This is a genomic window from Dyella sp. EPa41 (assembly GCF_016586165.1).
Lineage (GTDB): Bacteria > Pseudomonadota > Gammaproteobacteria > Xanthomonadales > Rhodanobacteraceae > Dyella.
In genome coordinates this window covers 1-18,740 of sequence record NZ_BCPR01000084.1, presented here as the reverse complement: position 1 = coordinate 18,740, position 18,740 = coordinate 1, and the positions used below count along the sequence as shown (strand labels likewise).

Genomic DNA, 18,740 nt, shown 5'->3' with positions numbered 1-18,740 from the left:
GGCGCATGGGGTTTCGCTCCGGACGTCATGGAAGTTCGGCCGCCTGGCGGCGACGGACACGGATGATAGCTTCACCTGTGGGAGCGCACCCTGTGCGCGACAAGCCTACGAAGCGGCGACAACACCGCTCTGCGGTCGCGCACAGGGTGCGCTCCCACAGCCATCTGCCAACGCGACGACTCAGGCGTGCGCCAGCGCCGGTGCATCGACCTGCTGCAGCATGCGCACGATCGAGTTCGCCGCTTCGCGGCCGTCGTACACCGCACGCACCACCAGGTCAGCGCCACGCACGTTGTCGCCGCCGGCGAAAATCTGCGCGTGGCTGGTCTGGTGGGGCAGCGAGCCGTTCGCGCCGGTGACCACGCGGCCGGATTTGTCCAGCGCCACGCCATGCGAGCGCAGCCAATCCGGCGGACTCGGCAGGAAGCCGAAGGCCTGGATCACCACGTCCGCATCGATCACGTATTCCGAGCCTGCCACGTTCTGCGGGCGCAGGCGCCCCGAACCGTCGGCAACCAACGCGGTTTCCACCACGCGCACGCCGCGCACGTTGCCGCGCGCGCCGCCGAGGATTTCCAGCGGCTGGCGCTGGAACAGGAAGTTCACGCCTTCCTCGCGGCTGTAGTTCACCTCGCGCGCGGAGCCGGGCATGTTGGCTTCGTCGCGACGGTAGACGCAGGTGACGCTCGCCGCACCAAGGCGGATCGCCGTGCGATTGCAGTCCATGCCGGTATCGCCGCCGCCCAGGACCACCACGTGCTTGCCGCGGAAGTCGAATGACGACGATGGCGCTTCGTCACGCAACAGTCGTTCGGTATTGGCGATGAGGAACGGCAACGCGTCATGCACGCCGTGCAGGTCGCGGCCCGGCAGCTGCGCGTCCACGTAGGTGTAGGCGCCCGTGCCGACGAAGACGGCGTCGTACTCGTCCAGCAGCTGGCCGAATTCGATGTCGCGACCCACTTCCCTGTTGAGCAGGAAGCGGACGCCCATGCCTTCGAGCACCTCGCGGCGCGTGCGCACCACGCCCTTGTCCAGCTTGAAGGGGGGAATGCCGAAGGTCAGCAGGCCGCCGATCTCGCCCTGGCGATCATAGACATCGGCCGCGACGCCGGCGCGGCGCAGGCGATCGGCACAGGCGAGGCCCGCCGGACCGGCGCCGATGATGGCGACGCGCCGGCCGGTTTCCTGCACGGCCGACAGATCCGGGCGCCAGCCCAGCCGGAAGGCTTCATCGGTCACCCAGCGCTCGATGCTGCCGATGGTCACCGCGCCGAACGACGTCTGCTCCAGCGTGCACGCGCCTTCGCACAGGCGATCCTGCGGGCACACGCGGCCGCAGATTTCCGGCAACGGGTTGGTTTCGTGCATCAGCGTGGCCGCCTCGATCAGGCGGCCTTCCTGCACCAGCTTCAGCCAGTTGGGGATGTAGTTGTGTACCGGGCACGCGTGCTCGCAATACGGGTTGCCGCAATCGATGCAGCGCTCCGCCTGCGTGCCTGCGCCTGAGCTGGCGAAATCGCCGGCGATCTCGCCGTAGCCGAGCACGCGAATGGACACCGGCACCGTGCGCGGCGTCTGCCGCTGGATGTTGAGGAACTGGAAGTCCTTCTCGCTCATGCCGCGCTCCTCAGTTCTTCCGCCAGCGCCGCCAGGCTCGCGGCCTTGGGCTTCACCAGCCAGAACTTGTACTGCAGGCCGCGGAAGTCGGCGAGGATGCGGCGGCCCCAGTCACTTCCGGTGAGCTCGACGTGCCGCGCCACCAGGCTGCGCAGGTGCTGCATGTAGTGCTCCATGCCTTCGGGCGAGATGCGCAGGATGTCCACCAGCTCATGGTTGTAGCAGTCGACGAAGGTACGTTCGATGTCGAGCACGTAGGCGAAGCCGCCGGTCATGCCCGCGCCGAAGTTGAGGCCCACCTTGCCCAGCACGGCGACCACGCCGCCGGTCATGTATTCGCAGCAGTGGTCGCCCGCGCCTTCCACCACGGCGAGCGCGCCGGAGTTGCGCACGGCGAAGCGCTCGCCCGCACGACCCGCCGCATACAGCTCGCCATCGGTGGCGCCGTAGAGGCAGGTGTTGCCGATGATCGCGGCGTCCTGCGTGGCAAACGGCGAATCCTCGGGAGGCCGGACCACGATGCGGCCACCGGCCATGCCCTTGCCGACGCCGTCGTTGGCTTCGCCCACGAGGTCGATGTGCACGCCGCCCGCATTCCACGCCCCCAGGCTCTGGCCTGCCGCACCGCGCAGCTTCAGCGTCACGGGATGAAGGTCCATGCCGTGGTCGCCCCACAGGCGCGCGACCGCGCCCGACAGGCGCGCGCCGATCGCGCGATCGGTGTTGACGATATCGAAGGCAAACTCGCCGCCCTTGCGATCGGCCACGGCGTCGCGCGTGGCCTCATCGATGCGCGTGGCCAGCGCCGCCTCGTCGCGCATGGGGTTGCGCGGCAACGTGCAGGCGAAATCCACGTCGGCCGCCAGCGCGGCATCGCCAAGCAGCGGGTGGAGGTCCAGCTTGTGCTGCACGGGCGTGGTGCCATCGACCTGTTCGAGCAGGTCCGCACGACCGATGATCTCGTCGAGGCTGCGCACGCCCAGCCGCGCCAGATGCGCACGCACGTCCTCGGCGATGAAGTGGAAATAGTTCATCACCATTTCCGGCAGGCCGATGAAGTGATCCTTGCGCAGCACGGGATGCTGCGTGGCCACGCCGGTGGCGCAGTTGTTGAGGTGGCAGATACGCAGGTACTTGCAACCCAGCGCCACCATCGGGCCGGTGCCGAAGCCGAAGCTTTCCGCGCCGAGCAACGCGGCCTTCACGACGTCGAGCCCGGTCTTGAGGCCGCCGTCGGTCTGCAGGCGTACGCGGCCACGCAGGTCGTTGCGGCGCAGCGTCTGCTGCGTTTCGGCGAGCCCCAGCTCCCACGGCGTGCCGGCGTACTTGATGGACGTGAGCGGGCTGGCGCCCGTGCCGCCATCGTGGCCGCTCACCGTGATGAGGTCGGCGCCGGCCTTCACCACGCCCGCGGCCACCGTGCCCACGCCGGCATGGCTCACCAGCTTCACCGAGATCAGCGCGCCGGGATTCACTTCCTTGAGGTCGTGGATCAGTTCGGCAAGGTCTTCGATGGAATAGATGTCGTGGTGCGGCGGCGGCGAGATCAGGCCGATGCCCGGCTTGGCATAGCGCAGCCGCGCGATGGTGCTGTCCACCTTGTGGCCGGGCAGCTGGCCGCCCTCACCGGGCTTGGCGCCCTGGGCGATCTTGATCTGCAGCACCTCGGCGTTCACCAGGTACTGCGGCGTGACGCCGAAGCGGCCGGAGGCGACCTGTTTGATCTTGGAGGTCTTCTCGGTGCCGTAGCGCGCCGGATCCTCGCCGCCCTCGCCGGAATTGCTGCGCGCACCGAGCCGGTTCATCGCGATGGCGAGCGCTTCATGGGCTTCCGGCGACAAGGCGCCCAGCGACATGCCGGCCGAGTCGAAACGGCGCAGGATGCTTTCGCTCGACTCCACCTCGTCGAGCGGTATCGATTCGCGCAATGGACGCGGCGACAGCAGGTCGCGCAAGGCGGATGGCGGGCGACGATCGACGAAATCGGCGTAGGCGCGATAGTCGCCGGCATCGCCCGAACGCACCGCGCGCTGCAGGCTGGCGATCACGTCCGGGTTGTACATGTGGTATTCGCCACCGTACACGAACTTGTAGATGCCGCCGGCGCGCAACGGCAATGCATCGCTCCACGCCTCGGCCGCGAGCAGGCGCTGGTCGTTCTCCAGGTCCTCGAAGCCGGCGCCGCCGATGCGCGAGGGCGTGCCGGGGAAGCACAACTCCACCACCTCGGGCGACAACCCCACGATCTCGAACAGCTGCGCGCCGCGGTAACCGGCCACGGTGGAGATGCCCATCTTCGACAGGATCTTCAGCAGGCCCTTGCGGATGCCGCGGCGGTAGCTGCGGCCGATTTCGAAACGGTCGTTGGCGATGTGGCCCTCGCGGCCCAGCTCGAACAGGCTCTGGTAGGCCAGCCACGGATAGATCGCGGTGGCGCCGAAACCGAGCAGGCAGGCGAACTGGTGCGGATCGCGCGGCGTCGCCGTCTCCACCAGGATGTTGCACTGGCAGCGCAGCGCCTTGTCGATCAGGTGCGCATGCACCGCGCCGACCGCCAGCTGCGAGTGGATGGGCAGCAGGTCCTTGTGCGGATAGCGATCGCTGAGGAACACCAGCTGGCAACCCTCGCGCACGGCCTTTTCCACCTCGCGGCAGAGCCGCCGCAGCGCGGCCTCCAGGCCCTCCTCGGGCGCGTACATCAGGTCGAAGCGCGGCGTGCCGACGAACTGCGGCAGCGCCAGCAACTGGCGCAGCTTGCGCTGCGAGAGCACCGGCGAGTTGATCAGGATCTGCTTCGCGTTTTCCGGCGTGAGATCGAACACATTGGCTTCGGGGCCGATCTGCGTCACCAGCGACATCACCAGCTTCTCGCGCAGCGGGTCGATCGGCGGATTGGTCACCTGCGCGAAGGCCTGGCGAAAGCGGTCGAACAGCGGGCGCACCTGGCGCGACATCGCGGCGATCGGCGTGTCATCGCCCATCGAGCCGGTCGCTTCCTGCTCCAGTTCCACGATGGACTTGAGCACGGTTTCGCGCTCCTCGCGCGACAGGCCGTAGAGCTTCTGGTAGCGGCGCAACTCCTCTTGCGGCAGCGGCTCGGCCGCCAGCGAGGGATCGATCAGGTCCGATTCGAGGTAGCTCACGCCGGCGCGCAGCCAGTCGCGGAACGGCGCGCGCTGGCGGTTGATGTCGTCGATGTCGGCATCGCGCAGCAGGCGATGGGCCTTCAGGTCGACCGCGATCATCTCGCCCGGCGCCAGGCGACCCTTCGCGACCACCTGCGAGGAAGGCACGTCCCACAGGCCAGCTTCGGAGGCGACGATGAGATGGTTGTCGGCCGACAACGCCCAGCGCGCGGGACGCAGGCCGTTGCGATCCAGCGTGCAGGCCGCGTAGTGGCCATCGCACATCACCAGGCCGGCGGGGCCGTCCCACGGCTCGCTGTGCAACGCGTAGTACTCGTAGAACGCGGCGAGATCCTCGTCGATGCCTTCGCGCGCGGCGAAGGCCGGCGGCACCAGCACGCGCATCGCGGTGATCAGGTCGAGGCCGCCGGCAATCAGCACTTCCAGCGCATTGTCCAGACTTTCCGAGTCGGAACCGGTCTGGCGCACCAACGGGCCGATGTCGGACAGATCCACCAACGGCGAATGCAGGATGGATTCACGCGACTGCATCCAGCGCCGGTTCGCGCGGATGGTATTGATCTCGCCGTTGTGCGCGAGCAGGCGGAACGGCTGCGCCAATCGCCATTGCGGCAGCGTGTTGGTGGAATAGCGTTGATGGAACACCACCGCATCCGCGCTCAGCGACGGATGCGCGAGATCGGCGAACACATCGCGCAGCCGGCCCGGCGCGGCCATGGCCTTGTAGCCCACCACCTGCGACGACAGCGTCACCACATAGAAATGGGGGTCGTTCGCCAGCGCCGTCTCCGCGCGGCGGCGCGCACGGAACAGCGCGCGCTCGAACTGGCCTTCGTCCATCGCCGATGAAGGCTCGACGAATACCTGGCGCACGCGCGGCTGCGCGGCGGCGGCAAGCGGGCCGCAGGCTTCGGGATTCACATCGACGTCGCGCCAGCCGGCAACGCGCAAGCCTTCCTCGCCAAGAAAGCCCTCGAAGGCTGCGGCAGAATCATCGCCACCCGCCGGATCAAGGAACACCACGCCTGCGGCGAACCGTTCGCCGAGCGGAATGCCCGCTTCGCTTGCCAGGGTTTTCAACCATGCCAGCGGACGATGGAAGAGCACGCCACAGCCGTCGCCGCTCACGCCATCGGCATTCACGCCGCCGCGGTGGGAAAGCTTGGCCAGCGCGGTGAACGCGGTGTCCACCACCCATGCACTGGCGTGGCCATCGATATTGGCGACGAGACCAAAACCACAGCTGTCGTGCTCGAACGCAGCGTCGTAAAGCGTCGCTGGCAGTGCTTGCGCCATCTTGCCTCCCCGGCCGATGGATGGAGACACGTCGTCCCAACGGGGCCGAAGGCTCCGCTGTCACGTATCCAAGTGTGGCCTCGACTAAAACACAATTGGTGCGTCGCGTCAAAGACATCTTTACGGCTAAATGAAAGTTTCAATTGGAAGCATTCGTTGTCCGCAAGACATCGACGCGTGTCGCGTGCCGCGCAGCACGGCGACACTCGCGCGGCTGACGACGCGAGTGCGACGACCTCTTTCACGCGACGCGACAACCGATGTCACGACGGTCACCAGGCATACCAGTGCGGCGACCGGCCGGCGCGAACGCAAGGCCGGCCTTCCCCGTCTCGCCCGCCGCACCGGCTCGCGCGCCGTCATCGCGCTCTGTGATAATCGGCCGATGCCCATACCACTCCGTCGTGCCCGCCCCCTTGCCCGCGCCATGGCCGGCGCCCTCCTCCTCTCCCTGTTGGCCCTGCCCGCCTGGTCGGCGCAGGACAACAAGACGCGCGCCGAGCAGGCCGAGGCGCAGAAGAAGCTGTCGGATATCCGCAGCAGGATGGAGGCGCTCGCCAAGGAGCAGGCGGAGACAGCGGCCAAGCGCGACAGCGCGACCGCCGAGCTGGCCAAGCAGGCCAATGCGGTGGCCGCCGCGGCCAGGGCGGTCCGCGAGACCGATGCCCAGTTGGCCAACAAGCAGAAGGACCTGGACGCGCTCGAAACCCAGCGCGGCGAACTGCAGAAGAGCCTCGAGGGCCAGCGCGCGGCGATCGCCGACCTGCTGCGCGCCACCTATGCGCTCGGCCGCGGCTCGGACCTGCGCCTGCTGATGGGAGACGACGACGTGGCGCGCATCGCCCAGGCGCTGGCCTACTCCAAGTATTTCCAGGAAGACCGCGTGGCCCGCGTGCAGAAGCTGATGGGCGACCTGGCCCGTCTGCAGGACCTGGAAACGCAGATCAGCGCTGAAAAGCAGGCCCTGCAGGCCAGTCGCGCCGAGCGCGAGACCCAGGCCAGGACGCTGGAGCAGCAGCGGGCCAGCCAGGCCAGGCTGGTGGCCGACACCGACGCCCAGTACAAGGACCAGGGCGCCAGGCTGGCCGCCCTAAAGCAGAACGAGGCCTCGCTTAACCAGCTGGTCGACAAGCTGCAGAAGGCCATCGAAGAAGCCGCCCGCGAAGCGGAGCGCGCCGCCGCCAAGGCCAATGCCGGCTCCGCGGCGCCGCCCCCGGGCAAGGGCCTGGTGAACATCCGTGGCAACCTGCCCTGGCCGGCCAGCGGCGCCGTCAACACCTACGGCAACGGCGTGCTGATCAAGGCGCCGGGCGGCAGCGAGGTGCGCGCGGTATCCAGCGGCAAAGTGGTGTATGCGGCCTTCCTGCGGGGCTACGGCATGCTGGTCATCCTCAGCCACGGCAACGGCTGGCTGAGCATGTACGGCAACAACGAGACCCTGCTGCGCGGGGTGGGCGACCAGGTATCGGCCGGCGAGGCCGTGGGCACCGCCAGCGCCCCCACGGGCGTCAATACCGGCGTCTACTTCGAACTGCGCCAGAACAACAAACCCGTGGACCCGCGCACGTGGCTGAGTCAGCGCCGTTGACGCCGGCTACGCGGCGTCGCAGGCTAATCTCCACGACATGACATTGAATTCCAACGCGATCCGGCGGTCCAAGCAGCTCTGCGCTGCCCGCCGGTGGCGTTTCCCTCGGTTCCCCGGAGTCCTCCCCACCATGCGGTTTTCCACCTTGAGCCTGGCCGCCCTGCTGTTGGCGGCGCCACTGGCACAGGCCCAGACCGCGCCCATCGGCGCCAAGCACCCTGCGACCCCCACCGCCACCTCGCCGGCCCCGGCGACGTCGGCGCCGGATCGCCTGGACCTGGATGACGTGCGCAACTTCAGCCGCGTCTACGAGATCGTGCGCCAGGCCTACGTGGAGCCGGTGGACAACAAGACCCTGATGAAGGCCGCCATCAGCGGCATGCTCAGCGGCCTCGATCCGCACAGCGAATACCTCGACAAGGACGGCCTGGCCGAACTCAACGAGGACACCACCGGCCAGTACGGCGGCCTGGGCATCGAAGTGCTGCAGGTCGACGGCACGCTGCGCATCATCGCCCCCATCGACGACACGCCGGCCGCGCGCGCCGGCATCAAGCCGGGCGACACCATCGTCAAGATCAACGGCAAGCCGGTGGACGCCGAGAACATCGACGAGATGTTCAAGGAACTGCGCGGCGACCCGGGCAGCAAGATCACCCTCACCATCCTGCATGAGAAGAGCGACAAGCCGATCGACTTGCCGCTGGTGCGCGAGCGCATTTCCGTCACCAGCGTGAAGACGCGCGAGATCGAGCCAGGCTACGCCTATATCCGCATCAGCCAGTTCCAGGACGACACGCCGGGCGACCTGGAGAAGAAGCTGGGCGAGCTGACCCGCAAGAACGGCGCGCAGAAGGGCGCCATCCTCGACCTGCGCTCGAACCCGGGAGGCCTGCTCACGGCCGCGGTCGGCGTCAGCGACGACTTCCTCGACTCGGGCACCATCGTCACCACGCGCGGCCGCCTGCAGGACTCCAACCTCAGCTTCGAAGCGCACCAGGGCGACCTGCTGCATGGTGCGCCGATGGTCGTGCTCGTCGACAACGGCACGGCTTCCGCCGCCGAGATCGTCTCCGGCGCGCTGAAGGACAACCGCCGCGCCCTCATCATCGGCCGCCGCACCTTCGGCAAGGGCGTGGTGCAGACCGTGCTGCCGCTGGATGCCGACCACGCCGTGAAGATCACCACCGCCCGCTACTACACGCCCAAGGGCACCTCGATCCAGGCCGAAGGCATCAAGCCCGACATCGCGCTGGCCGATCTCTCGGTGAACAAGGCCGACAGCCCGCCGAGCCTGATCAGCTCCGAAGCCGATCTTCCCAACCACCTGGCCAATGAAGACGGCGCGGCGGGCCACGACATCGACAACGACGGCAGCGCGGAGAATGCCAAGCTGGCGACGCAAGACTATGCGCTGTCGCAGGCGCTCAATGTGTTGAAGGGGTTGGCGCTGAATCGCACGGGGCCGGCGGCCGTAGCCGCGCCGAGCAAGCACTGAGGCAATTCCTCGTCCCGGCCGACCGCTTACCTGGCGCGACTGCCTCTTGCTCGCGCCATTCGCCATTCGCCATTCGCCATTCGCCCTCACTGTAGGAGCGCACCCTGTGCGCGACAGCCTTTCGCGCCGGTCGGCATGGTTGTGGCTTTTATGAGAGCGGGCTATTCCCTTCGGTAGCTCCGCTAACGCCAGCGTGCCGCTTACGCAGCGGGCGTTTCGACGTCCTGCCGGCCGCCGAGTCACTTTTCTTTTGCTGGCCCACGCACGCGCTCTTTGCGTGCGAACGGCGAAGCCGGCCCGAAGGGCGGAGGGCGGAACGCCCGGAGTCAAAGAAAAGTAACCCAAAGAAAATGGCCTTGAGAGCCAAGGCTCATAGCGATATGCGGGATAGAAGCGTCGGCCGACCGAGGCTAGCCGGGATGGGTTCGTTACTACCTCGACCGGCGTGGCTATACCGCAACGCGTCGTGGCGAAGAGGACTTAAAGCCACTTCGCTGAGCCGCGATGCAGTCTATGGGGCACCACGCACTTTCCCCCTCTCCCCTTTGGGGAGAGGGCTGGGGTGAGGGGTGGGTGCTCGCCAAAACCTCTCCTACCTCCGTAGGAGCGCACCCAGTGCGCGACCGCCACGTTGCAACGCACCTTGGCCTGGGTCGTCGCGACGATCGCAAATCGAGGCAACCCTGTCAGTCCGCGGTCGCGCACTGGGTGCGCTCCCACAACGAACCGCAGCCATGGCATCGCGACGCGATGTGCCGCTCCGCGGCACGAGCCTTCAACAACCCCCTGTGTGGCGATGAGGGGCGGACGATCAGGCCCCGCAGGGGTGCCCGACAGGACGTCGGGCACTTTTCGTCCGGGCAGGAGCCCGGTCGAAAAGCCCGGCCGCCCCTCACGGACTGGCTGGGCCGCAGGCCCGGACAGCGCCACGCGGGGGGCCCTTCTCTTTGGTTACTTTCTCTTGGGCAAGCAAGAGAAAGTGACCCGGGCCGCGGCAGCGGCTCGGAAGCCCGCGGCAGGCGAGCCCGGTCGCAGAAGCCCGGCAACGACAGCATCGGAAATCTTCATGCATCCAAACGATGAACATGCAGACCGGCGCGAAAGGCTGTCGCGCACAGGGTGCGCTCCTACAAAGGAACGATCGCTACGCGAGGAGAAAGTGACCTGGGTCGCGCGGCAGCGGCCCGGAAGCCCGCCGTCCCAGGAAACTCCCTGCGGTCGCAGGCGAGCCCAATCGCGAGATGACCCAACGATCAGCGCACAACGACTGTGCCGGGAAGACCGGCAATCAAGATCGGCGCGAAAGGCGGTCGCGCACTGGGTGCGCTCCTGCAAAAAGAACAACGGGCGTCAGAATCCGATTTCCGGCGCCAACCCCGCCAGGTGCCCCGCCAGCGGATCACTCTCCGCCAGCAACTCGAATCCCTCGTATTCGAAACCCGGCGCCACCAGGCAGGTGACCAGGGCGTAGTGGCCCAGCGGCCGCGCGGCCTGCCAGGCGCCGGCCGGCACTACGGCCACGGTGCGATGGTCACCGCTCAACGGGCCCAGGCAATGGCGCTCGAGGCGATTGGAAACGGGGTTGTAGACCAGGAGTTCCAGCGGTTCGCCTTCGACGAAGTGCCAGGCTTCCTCGGCGTCCACGCGGTGCCAGCTGCTGAACTGGCCCTGCTCCAGCAGGTAGTGGATGGCGCTCATGGCGTGGCGCACGTGGTTGTCGCCGTCCGTGCCCTTGGGCGGATGGAAGCGGCGGTAGTAGCCGCCTTCCACGTGCGGCTGCAGTTGCAGCGCGTCCTTCAGTTCGACGACGCGGGCCGCCGCGTCGCTCACGCGGCCTCCGCGGGGGCCGGCTTCAGCAGCCAGCGCACGGCCAGCACGCCCAGCTCGTAGAGCAGGCACATCGGCACGGCCAGCATGATCATCGAGGTGATGTCCGGCGGCGTGATGAAGGCCGCGATGGCGAACGCGCCGACGATCGCGTAGCGCCGACCGCTGCGCAGCTGCTCCAGGTTCACCACGCCGATCGCGGCAAGGATCACCACCGCCACCGGCACCTCGAAGCACAGGCCGAAGGCAAAGAACATCAGCATCACGAAGTCGAGGTAATGGGTGATGTCCGTCATCATCTCCACGCCCTGCGGCGTCACCGCCGTGAGGAAGCGGAACGCGGCAGGCAGCACGAGGAAATAGGCGAACGCGCAGCCCAGGTAGAACAGGAACAGCGCCGCCACCAGCAGCGGTCGCGCCAGTCGCTTCTCGTTGCGGTAAAGACCCGGTCGCACAAACGCCCACAGCTGGTACACCACCACCGGCATCGCGATGAACAAGGCCGCGTAGAAGGCCAGCTTCAGCGGTGTCACGAACGGGCTGGCCACTTCGGTGGCGATCAGGTGCGCACCTTGCGGCAGGCGCGATACCAGCGGCGCGGCCAGCTCGGTATACAGGCGATTGGCGAACGGGATCAGCGCCGCCAGCACCACCAGCACGGCGACGATGGCTCGCATCAAGCGCGAGCGCAGTTCGATCAGGTGCGAGAACAGCCCTTCTTCGAGGCCGCCGTCATCCGGATTTTCCAGCTCAGGCGCCGCCATGCGAAGACTCCTTGGTCGGCACGGTGCCCGAAGCATCCGCCACGGTGGTGGTCAGGGTGGGTTCGGCGGCGGGCGCGGGCTCGGCGGCGGGCGCCGGCGTGGCCGCCGGGGCATCGCCGTTCGGACGCATCTTGCGCAGCGTCTCGTCGAGCTCGGCCTGCGCGGCGTGGGCGCGGTCCGCTGCCTCCTTGGCCTGGCGGCGGATTTCCTCCACCTGCAGCTCGCGCTCCACCTCGGCGCGCACGCTGTCCCAGCCCGTGCGCACGCGTCGCAGCAGTGCGCCGGCCGTACGCGCGGCGTGCGGCAGTTTTTCCGGGCCGAGTACGATCAGCGCAATGAGCGCCAGCAGTACCAGCTTGCCGAAGCTGATCTCGATCATTGGAGCAAGCTCTCGCGAACCGGCTTACTTCTGCTCGGTGGTGTCGTGCTGGCTCTGGTTCTGGGTCGTGCCGGCCGGCGGGTCGGCGCGCAGGCGCTCGTTGGGATCGCTCGGGTTGTTCGGCTTGGCGGCGCCTTCCTCGCCGTCCAGGCCCTTCTTGAAGTCGCGCACGGCGCCACCGAGGTCGGAGCCGATGTTGCGCAGCTTCTTGGTGCCGAAGATCAGCACGACCACGACGAGCAGGATAAGTAGATGGGTAATGCTCATTTAGCAGGCCTCAGAGACGTTAGAGCGGCGGAACGAAGCTGTCACGCCATCGCGCCGCCGCTCCACATCATCGCTGAGTGTACTCCTCAAGGCGATCCCTGAAATCGACCACCTGACTGGGCACGTTGCTGACCCCGCCCTCGAAGATGCGACGCGGGGTCACGCCCTTGCCGTAGATCGATTCGTTGGCGTCGTAATCGATGCGCAGGGCGGAGCCGTCGAGGGCCACGCCGGCGAACAGGCCGCGCGAGCGCGAGTATGAGTAGATCTCGGCCTTGAAGTCGCTGTCGGTCGAGGCCTGGGCGGTACGGCCCACCGGCCCGGCCGCCGCGGCGGCGTCCGCTCCCAGGGTGAACTTGCCGTTGACGATGGAATCCACGCCGCGCTGCGTGCGGAACACCAGGATCACGTCGGTGGACGAGGCGCCGGCCTGGAAGCCCACGCTGCCGCCCGTCATGGTGATGAAGCTGGGGTTGGACCACGTGCCGTCCGGGCCCTTGACCGAGATCAGGCCCTCGCCGCGGCGGCCGCCGAACACGAAGCCCACCTTGAGCAGGTCGGGGATCACGGCGATGGCCTTGGCTTCCTTGAGCAGGTCGGTCGGGATCGACTTGTCGGGCGCCTGCATGATCTCGTTGAGCACGCGTACGGAATTCTGCGCGCGGACCAGCGGCGGATCCTCGGCGTGCACCGCCATGGCCGGCAGCAGCAGAACCGACAGGGCAAGCAACACGCGATGCAACGATGCCTTGAACATGATGACTCCTGGAACTGGTTTCGAAGGCTGCTGCGGCAACCGTGTCCACGGCAGCCTGGGCAGCTTGTGGCAGACTCTGCGGCGGTTTCTTCCGCCGACGCCACGATGCCACGCAGCCATGACTATACCGGCCCCGCCGGTGATTCCCATGACCCATCCGTTCAGGCTGCGGTGCTATTGGTGAACCTCGGCACACCGGATGCGCCGACCGCTCAGGCCGTGCGCCCGTATCTCGCCGAGTTCCTCGGCGACCGGCGCGTGATCGACTACCCGCGCTGGCTGTGGTGGCTGATCCTGCATGGCGTGATCCTGCGCGTGCGGCCCGCGCGCTCGGCCCACGCGTATCAGCGCATCTGGACGGCGCAGGGTTCGCCGCTGCGCTTCGGCAGCGAGGCGTTGGCCACGCGACTGCAGGAACACCTGTCCCGCGACGGTGGGACGCCGGTGCGCGTGGCGCTGGCGATGCGCTATGGCCAGCCCTCGGTGCGGCAGCAGATCGAACAGCTGCAGCGCGAAGGCGTGCGCCAGCTGCTGGTGCTGCCGCTGTACCCGCAGTACTCGGCCACCTCCACGGGGTCGGTGATCGATGCCGTGGCCGACGCGATGAAGTCGCTGCGCTGGCCGCCCGAGCTGCGCATCGTCAACGATTATCACGAGGATGCCGCGCATATCGAGGCGCTGGCGGCAAGCATCGAGCAATGGTGGGCGACGCACGGACGAGGCGATCGTCTGCTGCTGTCGTTCCACGGCATTCCTGAGCGTTATGTGCGCGAGGGCGACCCCTATCTCGAGCAATGCCAGGCGACGGCGCGGGCCTTGCGCGAGCGCCTGCGCCTGGACGACTCGCAGCTGATGGTGAGCTTCCAGTCGCGTGTCGGCCGCGAGCAGTGGCTGCAGCCGTATACCGACGCCACCGTGCGCGAACTGGCGACGTCGGGCGTGAAGACCCTCGATGTGGCCTGCCCGGGCTTCGCCGTCGACTGCCTGGAAACCCTGGAAGAGATCGCCATGCAGAACCGCGACTTCTTCAAGGAGGCGGGCGGCGGCGAGCTGCGCTATATCCCCGCGCTCAACGACTCGCCCGGGCAGGTCGACAGCCTGGCCCGGCTGGCACGGCGGCACATGTCCGGCTGGTCGACGTCCTCCAACGAAACGCCGGCATGACCACGCCGCGCGAACGCGACATCGCCTTGCCGCATATGCGCCTGCGCGCGCAGGTGTGGGGCGACCAGGACGCGCCGCCGCTGCTCGCCCTGCATGGCTGGCTGGACAACGCAGGCAGTTATGCCCTGCTCGCGCCCCTGCTGGCCGATCGTTGGCAGGTCATCGCGCTGGAGCTGCCGGGTCACGGCCATTCGGACCATTTGCCCGCGGGCATGCACTACCACTTCATCGATTACGTGCGCGCCGTGCTGGCCACGGTGGACGTGCTGCAGCTGCCAGGCTATCGGCTGCTCGGGCATTCGCTCGGCGCGGGGATTGCCGCCTTGGTGGCCGCCGCCACGCCGGAGCGGGTGGAGCGCCTGCTGCTGATCGAAGGCATCGGTCCGATCGCCGATGACGGCCATCACACGCTGCGCCGGTTTCGCGATGCGTTGACCTCGTTGGCCACGGGGCGTTCGCTACGCGCTTTTCCCTCCATCGATCACGCCATCAGCGCCCGCACCATCGCCAGCGGACTACCCGCCGCGCAGGCGCGCTCCATCGTCGAACGCGGCCTGCGCGAAACACCGGAGGGCTGGCGCTGGCGCAGCGATCCGCGACTCAACCGGCCCTCGCCATTGCGGCTGCCGGAAGAGCAGGTTCGCGCGCTGCTGCGTGGCATCGAATCGCCTGCGGCGCTGCTGCTGGCGGAACCGGCCACGTCCTATCTGCCACGATGGCAGATGGAGGAGCGCGCGGCCTGTGTCGGCCGCATCGACATGAGCACGCTGCCAGGCGGGCATCACCTGCACCTGGAACATCCCGAGGCCGTGGCGGCCTGGGCGCGCCGCCATCTCGACGGCGGCGCGCCGGCCTGAGCCGCGGCGGGCTTACTTCACGCCGTTGCTGCTGTTGGACGTGACGTTGCTCATGTGGTTCATGCTGGTGTCGTGCGGGGGTGGCCCCAGCAGGGGCAGCGTGCTGAAGATGTCGGCACCGTTCGCGCGCGAAGCCAGGATGCGCGAAAGCTTTTCGCGATTGACCGGCTGGATGCTCTTGAAGTGACAGGTTTCCCCTTGGCCCTGGGCGTCCTGTGTCACCACGCTGCCATCGTCGGTGATGAAAGGCTGGTCGCAGCCATCCTTGGTGGTGACGAGCCAGAGCTTCTGGCTGGCCTTGTCGACGAATACCAGCTTGTTGGGGCCGAGGACGAACCCGCCCAGTCGACCGTCGACACTCAGGCTTGAGCTCTTGCCGCCGGCCGCCGATTCGAAGGCCGACAGATAGGGCGATGCCTTCTCGGCCGCATCGGCCTGCGCAGCGCCTGCCGCCACGCACGCGGCGAGCGCCGCCATGCCGATCAAACCCCGCGACTTCCCTGCTGTTTTGCTAACGCGCACGACACTCTCCCCATGCGTTGGAACGACCCAAGGAAACAGCCATCGACCAGCGATAGGGCGCCCACGGCGCCCCTGCGGCCGCAATGTGCCCCCGCCGCGCATGGCGCGCAATGCGCTTTGCAGCATGGGGGCCTGACCGACGGCACATGCCCCGCGCCGGCGGCGGCCTAGACTGCCGCCATGGAGCATCTCAAGCGCGCCAACTACGGGCAGCCCGACCAGGTACGACGCCTGGGCGGCCTGCAGGTCTCCGCCACGCCTTACCAGGCCGGCGGCGCCCTGCCATGGCATGAGCACGACGAGGCCTATCTGTGCCTGGTGGCCGCCGGGGCGTACACGCAGCAATCGAGCGGCGGCGAGCTGGACTGCGCGCCCGGTCTTCTGCTCGCCCATCCGCAGGGCCATCGGCACGCCAATCGGTTCGGCCCACGCGGCGCGCGCTGCATCAGCATCTTCCTGGCGGATGAAACCGGAGGCACGGCCCGCCTGCTGCGCGATCATCGCCAGCTACGGCTTCCGGATGCGGGCCGGCTGCTCGATCGCATCGAACGCGAACTGCGCGCCACCGACGATGCCGCCGCCCTGGCGCTGCAAGCGGCCGTGCTGGAGCTGGTCGCGCTGGCTTGCCGCGCCGAAGGCGAGCGCCGGCCGGCGTGGCTGCAACGCGTGCTGCAACGGCTGCACGACGATCCGCTGGCCACGCCCACGCTGCAGGAGCTGGCGCTGCTGGCGGGCGTGCATCCCTCGCACCTGGCGCGAAGCTTCCAGCGGGCGCAGGGCTCGACCGTGGGTGAATACCAGCGCGGCCTGCGCATCGGGCTGGCGCGCCAGGCATTGGCCGAAAGCGACGATTCCATCGCCGAGGTGGCCGCGCAGGCCGGCTTCAGCGACCAGAGCCATTTCGCCCGCGTGTTCAAGCGCATCACGGGCGCGACCCCGCGTGACTACCGGCATAAAGTGCAACGGGCGTCCTGATACATCACTTGCGTCCTAGCCATCGGACGCGGCCACAGGGACGATGGCGCCATCCACGCAAGGAGCCATGGCCATGTCGCGTTCCCACCACCCACTGCTGGGCCTGTTGCTGGCCGGTGCCCTCTGCCCGGCACTGGCCGTTGCAGCCGCCGACACCCACGCCCTGTTGGCCGGCGTGCGCCAGGCCTATGGCGGTGCACGCTGGAACGACATCGCGGCACTGCGGGCCGTTGGCAAGGAGACGGCCGACGAACTGAGCGGCCCGTGGCAGATGACGGTGGACCTGCGCACCGGCCACTTCGCCTCGCGCACGCGCAACGAAGTGTTTTCGTCAGCGGAAGGCACCGACGGCCATGGCCGCTGGCGCGAGGACATCACCGGGCTCGTGCATCCGCTGGATTCGGACGAGGCGCGCACGGTGGGCGTAACCGAAGACTGGCTGCGCCGCTTCGGTTTCCTCGACGCACGCTCGCCAGCGGACTATCGCGCCCTGCCCGACGCACAGGAGAAGGGACGGACCTGGCAGCGCATCGAGGCCACGCCTGCGGGGGGTCGCACCGCGACGCTGTGGATCGACCCCGCCACGCATCGCGTCGATCGCGCCACGTGGCCCAGCTCGTTCCTCGTCGTCACGCAGCGCTACAGCGATTACCGCGTCGTCGATGGGCTGCCATTGCCCTTTCGTATCGAGACCTCGAGCGCCAACCTCGCCGGCAATGCCGATGGCAGCAGCGTGGACGTGGTCGAGCACTACCAGGTCCTGGGCGCCTCGCCGACCGCTGAACTGCGCCGCCCGGACGGCAAGGTGCGCGATGTCAGCATGGCGAACGGCGCGCGAACGGCCACCACGCGCCTGCGCCTGGAAGGCGGCATCGTGCTGGTGGATGTCGGCATCGACGGGCGGCCGCCGATGCCTTTCATCCTCGATACCGGCGGCCACGCGATCCTTACCAGCGATGCGGCGAAGCTGCTGGGTTTTGAGACGAAGGGCAACGGCGTCTCCGGCGGCTCGGGCTCCGGCACGATGAGCACGTCGTATACGAAGGTGCATGACACCGCGCTCGGCGACGCCCATGTACGCGACCTCACCTACACCGTGCTGCCCTATCCGTTCGGCTTCTACGAGCGCGGCAACGATGCGCCCATCGCGGGCATTCTCGGCCTGGAGATGTTCGAGCGTTTTGCGATCACGTTCGACTACGACCGTGGTGAATTGCGCCTCTCGCCCTATGACCAGGGCGAGGCGCCCGCCGCCATGAACGGCGACGCCGTCGCGCTGCGCTTCACCGACGACATGCCGCTGGTTACCGCCCAACAGGACGGCCACGCCGGCACGTTCGGCGTCGACACCGGCAATGCGGGCTATGTGCTCACGTTCCCGCAATGGGCCGAGCGCCAGGGCATCGCAGCGCATTACGCGGCGGGCCTGCCGATTCCCACGGGCGGCGTCGGCGGCCTGTTCACCGCGCATGTCGCGCATGCCAGGCAGTTCGCGCTGGGCCAGCAGCGCCTGGACAACGTCGCGGCCATGCTCACGCGCAACGACGCCGGCGCCACCGGCAACCCCAGCGAGGCCGGCAACATCGGCCAGGACATCCTCTCCCGCTTCAACGTGCACTTCGACTATCGCCGCCAGCAAATGGTGCTGATGCCACGCGCGAAGTCGGCGGAATGGCACTACGGCATGGCTGGCTTCCGCGCCGAAAAGAACCAGGATCACCCCGACCGCTTCGACGTCATCAACGTCATGCCCGGCAGCCCCGCACAACAGGCTGGACTCAAACAGGGCGACGCGATCGTGGCGGCCAACGGCAAGCCAGCGGCGACACTCAGTTTTGGCACGCTGCGGGATATGAGTGCCCATCTGCCCGAAGGCACGCCACTGTCGTTGACGCTGGCGGATGGACGGGTGTTGCGGATGAAGGCGAGGGATCTGGCGCCGAGGTGATGACACCGTCCCCTGTGGGAGCGCACCCTGTGCGCGACATGTGCCATCAATCCACCGCTCCGTTGGCTTGTCGCGCACAGGGTGCGCTCCCACAAGGATGTTCAAAGCCAGACACAGTCCCAGTAGGGGTAA

General features: G+C 67.9%; 14 protein-coding genes. 6 read left to right on the top strand and 8 right to left on the bottom strand.

The window, feature by feature from the left end; genetic code table 11:
* Positions 1 to 180: 180 nt before the first annotated feature.
* Together JMF82_RS19135 and gltB are read right to left on the bottom strand one after the other, a co-directional pair.
* Positions 181 to 1,620, bottom strand: a complete 1,440-nt coding sequence (locus tag JMF82_RS19135) for an FAD-dependent oxidoreductase (protein WP_201316124.1) — start codon at positions 1,618 to 1,620, stop codon at positions 181 to 183.
* Positions 1,617 to 6,062, bottom strand: coding sequence for a glutamate synthase large subunit (gene gltB, locus JMF82_RS19130; protein WP_201316123.1), 4,446 nt, complete (start codon positions 6,060 to 6,062; stop codon positions 1,617 to 1,619). The genes JMF82_RS19135 and gltB overlap by 4 nt, the downstream gene beginning before the upstream one ends.
* 385 nt (positions 6,063 to 6,447) lie before the next feature.
* Between gltB and JMF82_RS19125 the strand changes: the two genes are divergently transcribed.
* Positions 6,448 to 7,650 (top strand): peptidoglycan DD-metalloendopeptidase family protein, encoded by a 1,203-nt coding sequence (locus tag JMF82_RS19125; protein WP_201316122.1) that lies wholly within the window; start codon positions 6,448 to 6,450, stop codon positions 7,648 to 7,650.
* 130 nt (positions 7,651 to 7,780) lie between these two features.
* Positions 7,781 to 9,148, top strand: a complete 1,368-nt coding sequence (locus JMF82_RS19120) for a S41 family peptidase (RefSeq protein ID WP_201316121.1) — start codon at positions 7,781 to 7,783, stop codon at positions 9,146 to 9,148.
* 1,350 nt (positions 9,149 to 10,498) lie between these two features.
* On the opposite strand, the gene JMF82_RS19115 is transcribed toward JMF82_RS19120, so the two are convergent.
* From JMF82_RS19115 to JMF82_RS19095, 5 genes are all read right to left on the bottom strand, one after another.
* On the bottom strand, positions 10,499 to 10,978 hold the full coding sequence (locus JMF82_RS19115; protein ID WP_236585573.1) for a cupin domain-containing protein: 480 nt from the start codon (positions 10,976 to 10,978) through the stop codon (positions 10,499 to 10,501).
* Complete coding sequence (gene tatC, locus JMF82_RS19110) at positions 10,975 to 11,739, bottom strand: twin-arginine translocase subunit TatC (RefSeq protein ID WP_201316120.1); 765 nt, start codon at positions 11,737 to 11,739, stop codon at positions 10,975 to 10,977. Before tatC ends, JMF82_RS19115 begins: the two co-directional genes overlap by 4 nt.
* Positions 11,726 to 12,118: a Sec-independent protein translocase protein TatB gene (gene tatB, locus JMF82_RS22120; protein WP_236585572.1), complete on the bottom strand. Its 393-nt coding sequence runs from the start codon at positions 12,116 to 12,118 to the stop codon at positions 11,726 to 11,728. Before tatB ends, tatC begins: the two co-directional genes overlap by 14 nt.
* 24 nt (positions 12,119 to 12,142) lie before the next feature.
* Positions 12,143 to 12,385, bottom strand: coding sequence for a Sec-independent protein translocase subunit TatA (tatA, locus tag JMF82_RS19100; RefSeq protein WP_201316119.1), 243 nt, complete (start codon positions 12,383 to 12,385; stop codon positions 12,143 to 12,145).
* Between the two features lie 67 nt (positions 12,386 to 12,452).
* Positions 12,453 to 13,142 (bottom strand): lipid-binding SYLF domain-containing protein, encoded by a 690-nt coding sequence (locus JMF82_RS19095; RefSeq protein ID WP_201316118.1) that lies wholly within the window; start codon positions 13,140 to 13,142, stop codon positions 12,453 to 12,455.
* Positions 13,143 to 13,247: 105 nt separating this feature from the next.
* Between JMF82_RS19095 and hemH the strand changes: the two genes are divergently transcribed.
* Complete coding sequence (gene hemH, locus JMF82_RS19090; protein WP_201316117.1) at positions 13,248 to 14,306, top strand: ferrochelatase; 1,059 nt, start codon at positions 13,248 to 13,250, stop codon at positions 14,304 to 14,306.
* A complete protein-coding gene (locus JMF82_RS19085) occupies positions 14,303 to 15,163 on the top strand; it encodes an alpha/beta hydrolase (protein WP_201316116.1) in 861 nt (286 codons plus the stop codon). The genes hemH and JMF82_RS19085 overlap by 4 nt, the downstream gene beginning before the upstream one ends.
* A gap of 12 nt (positions 15,164 to 15,175) precedes the next feature.
* Here JMF82_RS19085 and JMF82_RS19080 read toward each other — a convergent pair whose 3' ends face one another.
* Positions 15,176 to 15,685, bottom strand: coding sequence for a hypothetical protein (locus JMF82_RS19080; protein WP_201316115.1), 510 nt, complete (start codon positions 15,683 to 15,685; stop codon positions 15,176 to 15,178).
* A 180-nt stretch (positions 15,686 to 15,865) separates the two neighbouring features.
* Between JMF82_RS19080 and JMF82_RS19075 the strand changes: the two genes are divergently transcribed.
* Both JMF82_RS19075 and JMF82_RS19070 read left to right on the top strand, forming a co-directional pair.
* Positions 15,866 to 16,660: an AraC family transcriptional regulator gene (locus tag JMF82_RS19075; protein ID WP_201316114.1), complete on the top strand. Its 795-nt coding sequence runs from the start codon at positions 15,866 to 15,868 to the stop codon at positions 16,658 to 16,660.
* Positions 16,661 to 16,733: 73 nt separating this feature from the next.
* Entirely contained in the window at positions 16,734 to 18,608 is a 1,875-nt protein-coding gene (locus JMF82_RS19070) for an aspartyl protease family protein (RefSeq protein ID WP_201316113.1), read from the top strand.
* The last annotated feature ends 132 nt before the right edge of the window (positions 18,609 to 18,740 follow it).

What these genes read in the sequence shown, in the direction of transcription:
- JMF82_RS19135 (WP_201316124.1), bottom strand. Translation starts at nt 1,620, where the DNA reads ATGAGCGAGAAGGACTTCCAGTTCCTCAACATCCAGCGGCAGACGCCG.
- gltB (WP_201316123.1), bottom strand. Translation starts at nt 6,062, where the DNA reads ATGGCGCAAGCACTGCCAGCGACGCTTTACGACGCTGCGTTCGAGCAC.
- JMF82_RS19125 (WP_201316122.1), top strand. Translation starts at nt 6,448, where the DNA reads ATGCCCATACCACTCCGTCGTGCCCGCCCCCTTGCCCGCGCCATGGCC.
- JMF82_RS19120 (WP_201316121.1), top strand. Translation starts at nt 7,781, where the DNA reads ATGCGGTTTTCCACCTTGAGCCTGGCCGCCCTGCTGTTGGCGGCGCCA.
- tatC (WP_201316120.1), bottom strand. Translation starts at nt 11,739, where the DNA reads ATGGCGGCGCCTGAGCTGGAAAATCCGGATGACGGCGGCCTCGAAGAA.
- tatB (WP_236585572.1), bottom strand. Translation starts at nt 12,118, where the DNA reads ATGATCGAGATCAGCTTCGGCAAGCTGGTACTGCTGGCGCTCATTGCG.
- tatA (WP_201316119.1), bottom strand. Translation starts at nt 12,385, where the DNA reads ATGAGCATTACCCATCTACTTATCCTGCTCGTCGTGGTCGTGCTGATC.
- JMF82_RS19095 (WP_201316118.1), bottom strand. Translation starts at nt 13,142, where the DNA reads ATGTTCAAGGCATCGTTGCATCGCGTGTTGCTTGCCCTGTCGGTTCTG.
- hemH (WP_201316117.1), top strand. Translation starts at nt 13,248, where the DNA reads ATGCCACGCAGCCATGACTATACCGGCCCCGCCGGTGATTCCCATGAC.
- JMF82_RS19085 (WP_201316116.1), top strand. Translation starts at nt 14,303, where the DNA reads ATGACCACGCCGCGCGAACGCGACATCGCCTTGCCGCATATGCGCCTG.
- JMF82_RS19075 (WP_201316114.1), top strand. Translation starts at nt 15,866, where the DNA reads ATGGAGCATCTCAAGCGCGCCAACTACGGGCAGCCCGACCAGGTACGA.
- JMF82_RS19070 (WP_201316113.1), top strand. Translation starts at nt 16,734, where the DNA reads ATGTCGCGTTCCCACCACCCACTGCTGGGCCTGTTGCTGGCCGGTGCC.